Consider the following 13755-nt stretch of genomic DNA (forward strand, 5'->3'; position numbering starts at 1 on the left):
TTCTCCTGCGCGGGCCGCTTCTGTTGTTTAAATCCCCCACATTCGCTTCTTTTTCGCAACCCCCCCGGGGGGGGGGCCCGGGGGGGCTCCCCCCCCCAACCCCGGCGGAATTCTGGGGGCTCTGCCCCCAGACCCCCGAGGGGCGGGGGGATTCCATTCCGCGCCCGGTTCCCGAGTGCGCGTTCGCGTTGTGCGACCCGCAACTGACCGGGTCGCACAACGTCTCGCCGTTGGGCGCATTACTCTCTAACGCGTGGCGATATCCAAGGTCGAGCGGTTGATGAATCTGGTTATCGCGCTGCTGTCCACCCGGCAATTCCTGACCGCGGAGCGGATCCGGGACTCTGTGGCCGGATACGAGGAGTCCGCGAGCGACGAGGCGTTCAGCCGCATGTTCGAGCGCGACAAGAACGAGCTGCGCGATCTGGGCATTCCATTGGAGATCGGACCGGTCAGCCGGTACTCCGGGGCCGAGGGGTATCGCATCAACCGGGACGCCTACGAGCTACCCGATATCGATCTGACCAGCGCCGAGGCCGCCGCGGTGGCGGTGGCCGTGCAGCTGTGGGAGTCGCCCGAACTCGCGGCGGCCGCGGAGGGCGGCCTGCTCAAGCTGCGCGCGGCGGGCATTCATGTGGAACCCGACGCGGGCGTGGCCTCGGTGCCCGCGGTGCCGGCGCGCACGCGCGGTTCGGAACCGGTGCTGGGCAAGCTGCTCGCCGCCATCGACGCGGGCCGCGCCGTGAAGTTCGAACATCGCCAGTCGCACGGCGATCCGATCGAACGCGATGTGCAGCCCTGGGGTGTGGTCACCCATCACGGCCGCTGGTATCTGGTCGGCTACGACAATGCCCGCCAGGCCCAGCGCGTCTTCCGGATTTCCCGCATCGGCGAGAACATCACCGAGTACGGCCCGGCCAATGCCGTGCACAAACCCGAGGACGTGGACGTGCGCGCCCTGGTCGCGGAGGTCACCAGCCAGGCCCCGATCACCGGATCGGCGACGGTCTGGGTGGCCGAGGGCCGCGGTCAGGAGATCCGCCGGATGGGCGCGCTCATGGAGGATCGCGCCCTCGGCGGCCGCGCCGGATCCATTGTGGAGGTGCCGATCCGCTCGCGCGACTGGCTGGCCCGCCTCATTACCGGACTGGGCGCGGACGCCCTGGTGCTCGCACCGGAAGATCTGCGCGACAACGTGATTGCCCGGCTGGAGTCGGTGCTGGAGCGGACGGAGGTGTCGGCGTCGTGAGCGAGCGCCAGCGAGTGAACCATCAGCACAGCGTGCCGTCGCGCACGACGGAGCCGAGCGCCAGCGAGGTGGAGTCGTGAGTGACGGGGATGGGAACGGCGCACGCCGCGGGACCGAGGCGCGCCGGGCCGCGCAGACCGCCGGGGACGGCGCGCGCGTGTCGAGCGGCCTGCGCGACCGCAAGGGCGGCGCGGCGACCGGCAGCCGGCTCTCGACGCGGCTGTCACGGCTGCTCAATATGGTGCCGTACTTCCAGGCCAATCCGGGCATCAGCGCGGCCGAGGCGGCCGCCGAACTGGGCGTGACCACCAAACAGCTGATGAGCGATCTGAACCAGCTGTGGATGTGCGGCCTGCCCGGCTACGGGCCCGGTGATCTCATCGACCTGTCGTTCTCCGAGGAGAGCATCGAGGTCACCTTCTCCGCCGGCATCGACCGCCCGCTGCGGCTGACCTCGCTGGAGGCGACCGCGCTGCTGGTGGCGCTGCGGTCGATCGCCGATCTGCCCGGCATGGTGGATCCCAGCGCCGCGCATTCGGCCATCGCGAAGATCGAATCCGCCATCTCCGGAAGGAAATTCGAGGGCCCGGTCGCCCCGGCCCCGGTGGAGGCGCCGTCGGTGGCGACGGTCCGCTCGGCGCTGGCCAATGATCACGCGCTGTGCCTGGTGTACTACTCGGCCAGCCGCGACGAGGTCTCCGAGCGCGTGGTGGATCCGCTGCGCATCGTGCTGGTGGACAACAACAGCTACCTGCAGGCCTGGTGCCGGCAGGCCGAGGGCGTGCGGCTGTTCCGCCTCGATCGCATCGAGGCGGCCACCGAGCTCGACGAACCGGCCCGCCCGCCCGTGGACGTGGCCGCCGACGAGACCGCGGCCCTGGACCTGTTCGTCGACGATCCCGCGGTCCCGCTGGCGCGCTTGCTGATTCGCGCCGACTACGGCTGGGTGCTGGACCAGTACCCGATGCACAAGGTCACGGTGCATCCGGACGGCGGCATCGAGGCCACCATGCGCTTCGCCACCCTGGAATGGATGGCGCGCCTGCTGCTCGGCTTCGGTTCCGGCGTCACCGTGCTCGGCCCGCCCGAACTGGTGACCGCGGTCCGCGATCGTTCCAGCTCCGCGCTGGCCGCGTATGCGGCGCTGGCGCAGGACGGTTCGGCCGGATACGCGACGGCCGGTTTCGAGGAGGTCGGTCCGGCTTGACCGCTCGTTCCACGGCGGCGCAGCGGGTGATGGTGCTCGGCGCCGGCAGTATCGGGGTGTACGTCGGGGGGAAGCTGGCGGCAGCGGGGGCGGAGGTCACCTTCGTCGGGCGACCGCGCATGCTCGACGAGATCACGGCCGCGGGTCTGCGGCTCACCGATCTGGACGGACAGGATGTGCGGGTCGGGCCGGACGCGTTCCGGACGGCCACTTCCGCCGCCGAGGCGGGCGCGGCGGATCTGGTGCTCATTACCGTGAAATCCGGCGACACCGAGCGGGCCGCGCACGAATTGTCCGGGCTGGTGCAGCCCGGCACCGTGGTGATCAGCCTGCAGAACGGCATCGGCAACGATGCGGTCATTCGCGAAATCCTGCCCGCCTGTGTGGTTCTGGGCGGCATGGTCATGTTCAATGTCGTGCACCATGACGGCGGCCGCTTCCATCGCGGTACCGCGGGCGGTATTGCCGTGGCGAGCGATCCGGTGCTCGAGCGCTTCGCGCCGCTGCTCGGAAAATCCGGGCTGGATGTGAAGCAATATCCGGATCTGCTGTCGGTGCAGTGGGCGAAGCTGCTGCTCAACCTGAACAACCCCATCAACGCCCTGTCCGGGCGGCCGCTGCGCGAGGAGCTCGCCAACCGCGACTATCGCCGCTGCCTGGCGCTCATCCAGCGCGAGGCCCTCGACGCCATGACCCGCGCCCGCATCAGCCCGGCGCGGCTGACGGTGCTGCCGCCCGAGGTCATGGTGCGCCTGCTCACCGTCCCCGACGCGGTGTTCCGCCGGGTCGCGGGCAAGGTCCTGGCCATCGATCCGGTGGCCCGGTCCTCCATGGCCGACGACCTGGCGGCCGGGCGGAAGACCGAAATCGCTTGGCTGTGCGGGGAAATCGTGAGCCTGGGCGCTATGGTCGGCATGCCGACCCCGGTCAATGCGCGGCTCGCCGAGCTCATCGGCGCCGCCGAGAACGGGGACCGGCGCACCTGGTCGGGTCCGGAATTGCTGGCCGAGCTGCGGGCCGCGGCCGGAGCCGGCGGATAGGCCCGGTTTTCGCGCCGCGCGGCCCGGGGCCCGCCCGGGTAACATCCGGGCAAATCCGCATGACCACCGGTAGAACGACGGTTGACAAATGGTTTGCCATATGCCGGTCGGGTAGCATCGAAGCACCACAGTATTGGAGGAAGTCGATGGGTTCACTCAGCGCGACGCACTGGATCATCATTGCGCTGCTGTTCCTGGTGCTGTTCGGGGCCAAGCGGCTTCCCGACGCCGCCCGGGGTCTCGGTCGTTCGCTGCGCATCTTCAAGAGCGAGATGAACGAGATGCACGCTGACGGTGACAAGTCCTCGTCGGCGCAGGCCTCGGCCCCCGCTGCGGAGCTGCCGGCCGCGCAGCCCGCCGCCACCCCGGTGGAACAGGTCAAGGCGGAGACGAACAAGGCTGATCTGAACAAGGCGTAAGCGCCGTTCCTACCCCGGGATGAGGCTCTCGTCCCGGGGCGAGTCTTGTCCAGGTCCGGCGCCAGGCGATCAGCGAGGCAGACACATTCATGCGCATCCCGTTCGACCCCCGGCGCAGCCGGCGTAGAACGAATCCCGACGGCACCATGTCGTTGGTCGAGCACCTGCACGAGTTGCGATCCCGGCTGCTGAAGGCGATTTTCGCGGTCGCGCTGACCACGGTGCTCGGATTCTTCTGGTACTCGCATTCGTTCCTGAATATCGAGAGCCTCGGCGACATCCTGCGCGGCCCCTACTGTTCGCTGCCGCCGGAGTCGCGCGCCGCCATTACCGCCGACGGCGAATGCCGCCTGCTGGCCACGGCGCCGTTCGAGCAGTTCATGCTGCGCTTGAAGGTCGCCATCACCGCCGGCGTGGTGCTGGCCTGCCCGGCGTGGCTGTATCAGCTGTGGGCGTTCATCACCCCCGGCCTGTACGCCAAGGAGCGCAAGTACGCGATCTCCTTCGTCGCCTCGGGCGCGACGCTGTTCGCGGCGGGCGCGGTGCTGGCGTACTGGGTGGTCGCGCACGCCCTCAGCTTCCTCATGACCATCGGCAATGACGTGCAGGTCACGGCGCTGAGCGGTTCGGAGTACTTCACCTTCATCATTCAGCTGCTGATCATCTTCGGCGTCAGCTTCGAGACGCCGCTGCTCATCGTGGGCCTGAATCTGGTCGGCGTGCTGTCCTACGAGAAGCTGGTGAAGTGGCGGCGCGGGCTGATCTTCGGCCTGTTCGTCTTCGCCGCCATCGTCACCCCGCAGGATCCGTTCTCCATGCTGGCGCTGGCGCTCGCGCTGACGGTGCTGTTCGAGCTCGCGGTGCAGATCGCCCGGCTCAATGACAAGCGACGCGCCCGCAAAGCCGAGAACTGGGCCAACCTCTCCGATGAGGAAGCCTCACCGCTGGGCGAGGGCCCGGGCGGCATCGACCGCGCCACGCCGGTCGACGCGCCGGAACCGGTGGTTGCTTCGCCGTCCGAGAAAACAACGAGAAGCGTGTCGGATTACTCCGATACGCTCTGACGGTGACGTCTCGGTCGCTTACTGGCGAACTGGCGGCATTCGCCGCCGAAATGACATTCGAGCTGGATCCGTTCCAGCGGCAGTCGTGTGAAGCTCTCGAAGGCGGGCACAGTGTGCTCGTCTGCGCGCCCACCGGCGCGGGTAAAACCGTGGTGGGCGAATTCGCGGTGCACCTGGCGCTGGCCTCGGGCGGCAAATGCTTCTACACCACGCCCATCAAGGCGTTGTCGAACCAGAAATTCGCCGATCTCACCGCGCGCTACGGCCGCGAGACGGTCGGCCTGCTGACCGGCGATCAGTCCATCAATCCCGATGCCGCCGTGGTGGTCATGACCACCGAGGTGCTGCGGAATATGCTCTACGCGGGTTCGGATGCGCTGCACGGGCTTTCGTACGTGGTCATGGACGAGGTGCACTACCTGGCCGACCGGTTCCGCGGCGCGGTGTGGGAAGAGGTCATCCTGCACCTGCCGCCGGAGGTGCGCCTGGTCAGCCTGTCGGCCACGGTCAGCAATGCCGAGGAGTTCGGCGCCTGGATGGAGACGGTGCGCGGCGATACCGCCGTCATCGTGGACGAGACCCGGCCGGTGCCGCTGTGGCAGCACGTGATGGTCGGCAAGCGGCTGTTCGACCTGTTCGATCCCAAGTCCAGCGATGCCAAGGTGGTCGTGGACCAGGAGCTGGTGCGCTACATCAAGCACCGCGAAGCCGTTGACCGGATGGACAATTGGGGTGTGCCCGGGCGGCGCGGCGGCAGCGGGCCCCGGCGTTCGTTCCGGCCCATGCCGCGGCCGGAGGTGATCGCCCGGCTCGATCAGGAAGGGCTGCTGCCCGCCATCACCTTCATCTTCTCGCGCGCGGGATGCGATGGGGCCCTTGCCCAGTGCGTGCGCTCGCGGCTGGATCTCTCCCGCGAGGAGGATCGCGAGGAGATCGACGCCATCATCGAGAAGCACACCGGGGATCTGCCCCGCAGCGATCTCGAGGTGCTCGGCTACTGGGAGTGGCGCGAGGCGCTGCACCGCGGCTTCGCGGCTCACCACGCCGGGATGCTGCCCGCCTTCCGGCACACCGTCGAGGAACTGTTCGTGCGCGGCCTGGTGCGCGCGGTATTCGCTACGGAGACACTGGCATTGGGCATCAATATGCCCGCCCGCACCGTGGTGCTGGAGCGCCTGGTCAAGTTCAATGGCGAGAGTCACGCCGAGCTGACGCCGGGGGAGTACACCCAGCTCACCGGGCGCGCGGGCCGGCGCGGCATCGATGTCGAGGGCCACGCGGTGGTCATGTGGCAGCCCGAGGTCGACACCAGCGCGGTGGCGGGTCTGGCGTCCACGCGCACCTATCCGCTGCGCAGTTCCTTCCGGCCCGGATACAACATGTCCATCAACCTCATCGACCGGATGGGCGCGGTGGAGTCGCGGGCGCTGCTGGAGCGCTCCTTCGCCCAGTTCCAGGCCGACCGGTCGGTCGTGGGCCTGGTGCGCGGCATCGAACGCAATGACGCGCAACTGCGCAAGCTGCGCACCCAGCTCAGCGAGGATTTCCTGGAGTATTTCGAACTGCGCGAACGCATTCGGGAACGGGAACGGCATCTGGAACGCCAGGGCCGCTCCGATCGCCGCCAGGCCGCCGTCGCCGCCCTGGGCGCGCTGCGCCGCGGGGATGTGGTGGCGATTCCGTCCGGCCGCCGCCAGGGACTCGCGGTCATCCTGGAACCCGATCAGACACCGGGGGATCCGCGGCCGCTGGTGCTCACCGAGGACAAATGGGCGGGCCGCATCTCCGCCGCCGACTTCCCGACGCCCGCGGAATCGCTGGGTCGGCTGCGGCTGCCGCGGCACGTGGATCACCGCACCGCGCGGGTGCGCCGTGATCTGGCCTCGGCGCTGCGCAGCACCGGCATCGTCGCGCCCGGTCGCGGCCGTCGCGGGTCCAAGTCCAAGGCCGCCGACGATCGCGAATTGCAGACGCTGCGCCGCGCGCTGCGCAACCATCCGGCGCACACCCGCCCGGATCGGGAACAGCTGGCGCGCATCGGCGAACGCTACAACCGCATCGCCCGCGAGACCGAGTCCATGCGCCAGCAGGTCGCCGCGACCACGAACTCCCTGGCCCGCACCTTCGACCGCATTCTCGCGCTGCTCGCCGAGCGCGGCTATGTCGACGGCGGCGAGGTGACCGCCGACGGGCGGCGGCTGGCCCGCATCTACGCCGAGGCCGATCTGGTGGTGGCCGAAAGCCTGCGCCAGGGTCTGTGGCGCGGTCTCGGTCCGGCCGAGCTGGCGGCGGTGGTGTCCATCCTGGTGTACGAATCGCGCCAGGAGGGCGGCTATCTCGGCGCTTCCGGACCGACCGCCCCGATTCGCCGGGCGGTGGATTCCACCATCGGCGTGTGGTCGCAATTGCGCGCCGACGAATCCCGGCATCGGCTCCAGCCCACCCGCGAACCCGACCTGGGCTTCGTCACCGGCGTCTACACCTGGGCGCGCGGCGATGATCTGGCCGATGCCCTGCTGGCCAGCGGCGATCGCGGAAATCCGCTGTCGGCGGGCGATTTCGTGCGCTGGTGCCGCCAGGTCATCGACCTGCTCGACCAGATCCACGGCACCGCCGACGATGTCGAGGTGGCGGCCACCGCGGCCAAGGCGGTGCGGGCCATCCGGCGGGGTGTCGTCGCGGTGGACGCCGCGTAGCTGATGGGACTGTGATTTGATTGGTTGAGACGTACCGACCGCGGTGGGTTCACGAGCGTGTTCCCGCTCGGGGGGCTAGCGTGCGTACATCGGATTGCGAGTGGAGGCAAGCAAATGAGCGGCCCGTACGGACCGAACGACGCCCCAGGCACTGGGGAGGGACGCAACGATCCGACGCAGCAGTGGGGGAGCGGTCAGCAGCCCGCGCCCGGCGGCGCCGGACCGACGCAGCAGTGGGGTGGCCAGCAGCCAGCGCAGCCGACCACGCATTGGGGTGATCAGCAGCAGCAGCCGCAGCAGCCGCCGGCCCAGCCGTGGGGGCAGAGCCAGCCGCAGCAGCCGCAACAGCAGTGGGGCGGCAGTCAGCCGCAGTGGCCGCAGCAGCCGCAGCCGGGCCAGCCGGGTCAGCCGGACTGGAGCCAGCAGCAGCCGCAGCCCGGTCAGCAGTGGGGCGGCAGCCAGCCGCAGTGGCCCCAGCAGCCCGGCCCGCAGGACTGGAACCAGCAGCAGATGCCCGGCCAGCAGCAGTGGCCGCCGCAGCAACCGCCGAAGAAGAAGACCGGCCTCTACATCGGCCTGGCCGCCGCCGCGGTCCTCATCGTGGCGGCGATCGTCGGCGGTGTGCTGGCGCTGACCGCCAAGGACCAGCTGGACAACAAGGCCGTCGCCACCGGTGTGCAGAAGGTGCTCAAGGACTCCTACGGCATCGAGGATGTCCAGGATGTGAGCTGCCCGTCCGGCCAGAAGGTCGAGGTGGACAAGACCTTCGAGTGCTCGCTCAAGGTCGGCGGCGAGTCCAAGAAGGTGACCATCAAGATCACCAAGGACGACGGCACCTACGAGGTCGGCCGCCCCAGCTAGGCGCGGACAACGAACCGCAGGGCCCGGCGATGATCGCGCGATCATTGCCGGGCCCTTCTTCATTAGATCGCCTAATGGTCTGGTGGCAGGGGAGTAGAGTGGCCGTAAATCCGAAGTCGATCTAGTTGGGGGGTGGCGATGAACATCGCTGCGCGCACAACAGGTTGGAGCGTGACCGCTGTCGCGGCGCTGGCCGCCGCCTTCGCTCCCGCGGTCGCCCACGCCGGGGCCGAGCCGGTGGTCAACGATTGCACGGCGTATCCGAGCCGGTCCGTGGTGCGGCCCGTGAATCTCTTGCTGGCCTGCGGGGATGGCGGGCTGTGGGTCAAGGACATCACGTGGACCACCTGGGGTCCCGAGCGTGCCGAGGGTGAGGGGACGCAGTACCGCCGGATCTGTGTGCCCAATTGCGCCGGTGGCAGTGTGAGCACCGCGCCGACGCACATCACCCTGCGGAATCCGGTGGATGAGCGGTTCACTCGGGCCGAGATTTCGGACTTGGAAGGGAAGCCCGAAACCTGGCCCATGTGAGCGGGTTTCGGCTCAGCGCTTGGCCATGGCGGTGATCAGGCGTTTGACCGGGCTCTCGGCGTTGTAGGCGGCGGCCAGCGCGTGCAGGCGCTCCGGATCGGCGGGGGTGGCGGGCAGCAGATCCGGGCCGGACATCTCGACATCGGCATCGCAGACCACGCGGACCACCGGGGCCGCGGCCTTCAAATAGTCCTCCGCCGCAGCCAGTTTGGCGCGCACGCCCTTGGCCAGATCCGAGTCCGGATCGGCGGCGGCCGCGCGCAGGGCCTCCACCGAGCCGAATTTGGAGATGAGCTGGGCGGCGGATTTGTCGCCGATGCCCGCGACGCCGGGCAGGCCGTCGGAGGAGTCGCCGCGCAGGGTGGCCATATCGGCGTAGGCGGGCCCCGCGATCTCTTGCGGCACACCGTATTTCGCGGAGACCTCGGCCGGGCCCCAGAGTTCGGCCTTGGCCAGGCCGCGGCCGACGTAGAAGACGCGCACCGGCGGGGCGGGGGTGTCGCGGACGAGTTGGAGCAGGTCGCGGTCGCCGCTGACCACGATGACCTCGCTGTCGCGCTCGCGGGTGGCGAGGGTGCCGAGCACATCGTCGGCCTCCAGGCCCTCGGCGCCCGCGGTGGCGATACCGGCGGCCTCGAGGACTTCCATGATCATGTCGACCTGCGGGGTGAGGGTGTCGGGCACTTCCTCGGCCTCGACGCCGTCCGCGACGGGTTGGTCTTCGGCGACGCGGTGCGCCTTGTAGGACGGAATGAGGTCCACGCGGAACTGTGGCCGCCAATCCAGGTCCAGGCACACCACGAGGCGGCTGGGGGCGTGCTGTTTGATCAGGGCCGCGACCATATCGGTGAAACCGCGCAATGCGTTCACCGGCCGCCCGTCGGGGGCGGTGATCTTCTCCGGGATGGCGTAGAACGCGCGGAACCAGAGGCTGGCTCCGTCGAGCAGCAGCAGCGGGCCGGCGGCGGGGGTGCTCATGCTGTGTGACGCTACCGGGTCGGATGGCGAATGGTAGCTTCGGAGAACATGAGCTCTCATGACGAGTCACGGTTCGCGGCGGCGATCTACGGGGCACGGCTGGAGCGCGCGGCGGAACTCGCGCGCCAGGCCCACCTCGACGCCCTGCTCATTACTCCCGGTCCCGACCTGGTATTTCTGCTCGGATCCCGGGCGCAATCCTTCGAACGACTGACCTGCCTGGTGATTCCGGCCAGCGGCGAGACGCCGTCGGTGGTGATTCCCAAGATGGAACTGGCGGCGCTGAAGGATTCCGCGGCCGGCGAACTGGGTTTGCAGATCGTGGACTGGGTGGATGGCGTGGACCCGTACCGGATCGTCAAGGGCATCCTCAATGCCGGCGCGCGCACCGCGGTCGACGACCATATGCCCGCGCTGCACCTGCTGCCGATCGCCGATCAGCTGGGGACGGTGCCGGTCTCGGCCACCCCGGTGCTGCGGCAGCTGCGAATGACCAAGGACCCCAGCGAGATCGACGCGCTGCGGCGCGCGGGCGCGGCCATCGACCGGGTGCACGCCCGCATGGGTGAGTTCCTGCGCCCGGGCCGCACCGAGGCCGAGGTGGCCGCGGATATCACCGCCGCCATTGTCGAAGAGGGCCACACCGCCGCCGCTTTCGTGATTGTCGGCAGCGGGCCGCACGGCGCGGATCCGCACCACGAGGTCTCCCAGCGGGTCATCGAAGCCGGTGATGTGGTGGTCATCGATATCGGTGGTCCGGTGCAGCCCGGGTACTTCTCCGATTCCACCCGCACCTATGTGCTGGGCGAGCCGGGCGAGGAGGTCGCGGCGCAGTTCGCGGAGCTCGAGCGGGCTCAGGCCGCCGCGGTCGCCGCTGTCAAGCCCGGTGTCACCGCGGAATCCATCGATGCCGCCGCTCGCGATGTGCTGAAGGCCGCCGGTCTCGGCGACTTCTTCGTGCACCGCACCGGCCACGGCATCGGTATCTCCGTGCACGAGGAGCCCTATATCGTCGGCGGCAACGACCTGGTGCTGGAGCCGGGCATGGCGTTCAGCATCGAGCCGGGCATCTACTTCCCCGGGGAGTGGGGTGCGCGCATCGAGGACATCGTCGTGGTCACCGAGGACGGCTGCGAATCGATGAACAACCGGCCGCACGGGCTGACGCGGCTCTGAGTCGCCCGGCCTGTTGAAGGGCTAGGCCTTGAAGGCGCTGCTGGACAGCACCCGGTCGACCCGGATGGCGATGACCACGCGGTTCGGGTTCTCCCGGGGCTGCCGGTAGCGGCCGGAATACCGCTCCACCGCCTCGGCGACCGATTCCGGATCGTCGAGGACGGTGGCCGGACCCTCGAGGGTGATCCAGCGCGCGCCGTCGACCTGGCTGACCGCCGCGTATCCGGAGCGGCGCACATTGCGCACCTTCACCGATCCGCCGTCGGCGATGACCCGGACCAGCCCGGTCCCGGCATCCCAGGTGAATCCGACCGCCACCACATGCGGTGTGCCGTTCGCCCGCAGCGTGCTCAGCGTGGCGAGGTGGCGCTCGGCGACGAATCCGGCGGCGGCGGGCGTGAGCTCGGTGCGCGGCGCGTCCTCTAGCGCGGGCGCGGTGGTGCTGGTCATGATGATGACGCTAGCAAGGTCGATGGCAGACTATCCGCCATGGCATTGGGATCTCGGGACGTCGACACGGGCGTCATCCTGCTACTGGGCGGACGCAGTGAAATCGGATTCGAGGTGGCACGACGCCTCGCGCCCGGGCGTGTCGTGGTGCTGGCGGCACGGCGCAGCGGGGAGCTGAGCGACCAGCGGGCTGCGCTCCAGGCCGCCGGGGCGAGTGCGGTGCACTGCGTGGAGTTCGACGCCGACGATCTGCCCAGCCATCAGCCGCTGCTCGAGAAGGTGACCGCCGAGCACGGCCCGATCGGCGTCACGGTCCTGGCCTTCGGCATTCTCGGCGATCAGGCCCGGGCCGAACGCGATCCCGCCCACGCCGTCGCCGTGGTGAACACCGACTACGTGGCCCAGGTGAACGTCCTCACCAGCCTCGCGAATCTGCTGCGCGCGCAGGACTCCGGCCAGATCGTCGTCTTCAGCTCCATTGCGGGCGTGCGGGTTCGCCGCGCCAACTATGTCTACGGTTCGGCCAAGGCCGGCCTCGACGGCTTCGCCACCGGTCTCCAGGATGCCTTGCACGGCACCGGAGTTCACCTGCTGTTGATCCGCTCCGGCTTCGTCATCGGCCGCATGACCGAGGGCATGGACCCCGCCCCGCTGTCCAGCACGCCCGATCAGGTGGCCGATGCGGTGGTCGCCGGATTGCACCGCCGCGCCGCGAATGTCGCGGTGCCCGGCGCGCTGCGCCTGATGTTCTTCGCCATGCGTTTTGTCCCGCAATCGATCTGGCGGCGGATGCCGCGATGACGAGCCCCGTCGTGGCCTGGGACCCGGACCTGCCCATCGTGGTGGCCGGGATCGGCGCCGACGGCTGGGACGGGCTCGGCGGGCAGGCCCGGCGTGCCATCGCGGCGGCCGAGGTGCTCATGGGGTCGGCCCGGCAACTGGCGCTGATCTCGGACTCCGAGCACGACGCGGAGCGGGTGACCTGGCCGGCACCGCTGCTGCCCGCGCTGCCCGGGCTGCTGGAACGCTATGCGGGCCGGCGGGTGTGCGTGCTGGCCAGCGGCGATCCCATGTTCTTCGGAATCGGCGTGACGCTCGCGAAACTGGTTGGGGCGCAGGCATTGCGAGTGCTGCCCCAGCCGTCATCGGCCGCGCTGGCCTGCGCCAGGCTGGGCTGGGCGCTGGCCGGGACGCCCGTGGTGAGCGCCGTGGGCCGCAGGTTGGAGACGGTCCTGCCGGAGTTGGCCGACGGGCGCCGGATTCTCGTCCTCAGCGCTGACGAGCACACCCCTGCGCAGCTCGCGGAACTACTGGCACGCAATGGATTCGGCGGATCCCCGCTGACCGTCCTGGAACAGCTCGGCGGTCCGCAGGAGCGCCTCACCAGCGGCATCGCCCGGGAATGGCAACTGCCACCGGGCAATCCGCTGAACCTCGTCGCCGTCGAGGCCGTCGCGGACCCCGATGCCCCCCGCTTGACCCGCCTCCCCGGCCTCCCCGACACGGTCTACGGCGGCGACGGCCAGCTCACCAAATCCGAGATCCGCACCCTCACCGTGGCCGCCCTCGCCCCGGCCCCCGGCGAACTGCTCTGGGACGTCGGCGGCGGCTCGGGCACCATCGCCATCGAATGGTGCCGTACCGAACCATCCTGCCGCGCAGTCGCATTCGAACGTCTCGACAGCCGCTGCAAACAGATCGCCGAGAATGCCGCGGCCCTGGGCGTCCCGGCCATCGAGGTGCGCGGCGCGGCGCCCGAGTCCTTCGCTGAGCTGCCCGCCCCCGACGCCCTCTTCCTCGGCGGTGGCCTGACCCAGGATGGCCTGTTCGCCGCATGCTGGGACCGGCTGCGGCCGGGAGGCCGCCTGGTGGCCAACGCCGTGACCGCCGAATCCGAGGCCCTCCTCACTACCCTCGCCGCCGCGCACGGCGGGGCGCTGCGGCGGTTCCAGATCTACCGCGCCGAACCCCTTGGGGGCTTCACCTCCTGGCGTCCCCAACTTCCCGTCACGCAATGGACGGCCCGGAAATCCGGGGTGCGGTCGTCGTCGGAGTGATCGGCGATCTCGGGCGCTCAGCATCGG

Annotated in this window: 14 protein-coding genes; 11 read left to right on the plus strand and 3 right to left on the minus strand. The window is 69.6% G+C overall.

From position 1 onward, the window contains the following. The first annotated feature begins 253 nt into the window (after nucleotides 1–253). The 6 genes from ACFVIV_RS34055 (at nucleotide 254) to ACFVIV_RS34080 (ending at nucleotide 7675) form a co-directional block, all read left to right on the plus strand. Nucleotides 254–1249 carry a helix-turn-helix transcriptional regulator gene (locus ACFVIV_RS34055; RefSeq protein WP_379203578.1) on the plus strand — a complete coding sequence of 332 codons (996 nt, stop codon included), beginning with the start codon at nucleotides 254–256 and terminating at the stop codon, nucleotides 1247–1249. Between the two features lie 169 nt (nucleotides 1250–1418). After that, on the plus strand, nucleotides 1419–2456 hold the full coding sequence (locus tag ACFVIV_RS34060) for a helix-turn-helix transcriptional regulator (protein ID WP_379203639.1): 1038 nt from the start codon (nucleotides 1419–1421) through the stop codon (nucleotides 2454–2456). A 29-nt stretch (nucleotides 2457–2485) separates the two neighbouring features. After that, nucleotides 2486–3496, plus strand: coding sequence for a 2-dehydropantoate 2-reductase (locus ACFVIV_RS34065; RefSeq protein ID WP_379203641.1), 1011 nt, complete (start codon nucleotides 2486–2488; stop codon nucleotides 3494–3496). 146 nt (nucleotides 3497–3642) lie between these two features. Then, on the plus strand, nucleotides 3643–3915 hold the full coding sequence (gene tatA, locus ACFVIV_RS34070) for a Sec-independent protein translocase subunit TatA (RefSeq protein WP_379203580.1): 273 nt from the start codon (nucleotides 3643–3645) through the stop codon (nucleotides 3913–3915). Nucleotides 3916–4004: 89 nt separating this feature from the next. After that, complete coding sequence (gene tatC, locus ACFVIV_RS34075) at nucleotides 4005–4979, plus strand: twin-arginine translocase subunit TatC (RefSeq protein ID WP_379203582.1); 975 nt, start codon at nucleotides 4005–4007, stop codon at nucleotides 4977–4979. A 2-nt stretch (nucleotides 4980–4981) separates the two neighbouring features. After that, a complete protein-coding gene (locus tag ACFVIV_RS34080; protein ID WP_379203584.1) occupies nucleotides 4982–7675 on the plus strand; it encodes a DEAD/DEAH box helicase in 2694 nt (897 codons plus the stop codon). A 75-nt stretch (nucleotides 7676–7750) separates the two neighbouring features. Here the strand turns inward: ACFVIV_RS34080 and ACFVIV_RS34085 are convergent, their stop codons facing one another. Next, nucleotides 7751–8218, minus strand: coding sequence for a hypothetical protein (locus ACFVIV_RS34085; protein WP_379203586.1), 468 nt, complete (start codon nucleotides 8216–8218; stop codon nucleotides 7751–7753). Here ACFVIV_RS34085 and ACFVIV_RS34090 point away from each other — a divergent pair. After that, nucleotides 8186–8536 (plus strand): DUF4333 domain-containing protein, encoded by a 351-nt coding sequence (locus ACFVIV_RS34090; RefSeq protein ID WP_379203587.1) that lies wholly within the window; start codon nucleotides 8186–8188, stop codon nucleotides 8534–8536. The genes ACFVIV_RS34085 and ACFVIV_RS34090 overlap by 33 nt on opposite strands. 171 nt (nucleotides 8537–8707) lie before the next feature. Then, entirely contained in the window at nucleotides 8708–9067 is a 360-nt protein-coding gene (locus ACFVIV_RS34095) for a hypothetical protein (RefSeq protein ID WP_379203589.1), read from the plus strand. 12 nt (nucleotides 9068–9079) lie between these two features. Here ACFVIV_RS34095 and ACFVIV_RS34100 read toward each other — a convergent pair whose 3' ends face one another. Next, nucleotides 9080–10045, minus strand: a complete 966-nt coding sequence (locus tag ACFVIV_RS34100) for a 5'-3' exonuclease H3TH domain-containing protein (RefSeq protein ID WP_379203591.1) — start codon at nucleotides 10043–10045, stop codon at nucleotides 9080–9082. A gap of 48 nt (nucleotides 10046–10093) precedes the next feature. Here ACFVIV_RS34100 and ACFVIV_RS34105 point away from each other — a divergent pair, with 48 nt between their 5' ends. Continuing rightward, nucleotides 10094–11221 (plus strand): M24 family metallopeptidase, encoded by a 1128-nt coding sequence (locus tag ACFVIV_RS34105; RefSeq protein ID WP_379203593.1) that lies wholly within the window; start codon nucleotides 10094–10096, stop codon nucleotides 11219–11221. A 21-nt stretch (nucleotides 11222–11242) separates the two neighbouring features. Here ACFVIV_RS34105 and ACFVIV_RS34110 read toward each other — a convergent pair whose 3' ends face one another. Then, nucleotides 11243–11671 (minus strand): PPOX class F420-dependent oxidoreductase, encoded by a 429-nt coding sequence (locus ACFVIV_RS34110; RefSeq protein WP_379203594.1) that lies wholly within the window; start codon nucleotides 11669–11671, stop codon nucleotides 11243–11245. A gap of 39 nt (nucleotides 11672–11710) precedes the next feature. Between ACFVIV_RS34110 and ACFVIV_RS34115 the strand changes: the two genes are divergently transcribed. Further along, nucleotides 11711–12472 (plus strand): SDR family NAD(P)-dependent oxidoreductase, encoded by a 762-nt coding sequence (locus ACFVIV_RS34115; protein WP_379203596.1) that lies wholly within the window; start codon nucleotides 11711–11713, stop codon nucleotides 12470–12472. Then, complete coding sequence (gene cbiE, locus ACFVIV_RS34120) at nucleotides 12469–13728, plus strand: precorrin-6y C5,15-methyltransferase (decarboxylating) subunit CbiE (protein ID WP_379203598.1); 1260 nt, start codon at nucleotides 12469–12471, stop codon at nucleotides 13726–13728. The genes ACFVIV_RS34115 and cbiE overlap by 4 nt, the downstream gene beginning before the upstream one ends. Nucleotides 13729–13755: the final 27 nt, after the last annotated feature.

It is taken from the genome of Nocardia sp. NPDC127526 (assembly GCF_042672265.1).
Lineage (GTDB): Bacteria > Actinomycetota > Actinomycetes > Mycobacteriales > Mycobacteriaceae > Nocardia.

Bases quoted from the DNA above. Each gene is read 5' to 3' on its own strand.
- ACFVIV_RS34115 (WP_379203596.1), top strand. From the start codon at position 11,711: ATGGCATTGGGATCTCGGGACGTCGACACGGGCGTCATCCTGCTACTG.
- ACFVIV_RS34105 (WP_379203593.1), top strand. From the start codon at position 10,094: ATGAGCTCTCATGACGAGTCACGGTTCGCGGCGGCGATCTACGGGGCA.
- cbiE (WP_379203598.1), top strand. From the start codon at position 12,469: ATGACGAGCCCCGTCGTGGCCTGGGACCCGGACCTGCCCATCGTGGTG.
- ACFVIV_RS34090 (WP_379203587.1), top strand. From the start codon at position 8,186: ATGCCCGGCCAGCAGCAGTGGCCGCCGCAGCAACCGCCGAAGAAGAAG.
- tatC (WP_379203582.1), top strand. From the start codon at position 4,005: ATGCGCATCCCGTTCGACCCCCGGCGCAGCCGGCGTAGAACGAATCCC.
- tatA (WP_379203580.1), top strand. From the start codon at position 3,643: ATGGGTTCACTCAGCGCGACGCACTGGATCATCATTGCGCTGCTGTTC.
- ACFVIV_RS34065 (WP_379203641.1), top strand. From the start codon at position 2,486: ATGGTGCTCGGCGCCGGCAGTATCGGGGTGTACGTCGGGGGGAAGCTG.
- ACFVIV_RS34100 (WP_379203591.1), bottom strand. From the start codon at position 10,045: ATGAGCACCCCCGCCGCCGGCCCGCTGCTGCTGCTCGACGGAGCCAGC.
- ACFVIV_RS34110 (WP_379203594.1), bottom strand. From the start codon at position 11,671: ATGACCAGCACCACCGCGCCCGCGCTAGAGGACGCGCCGCGCACCGAG.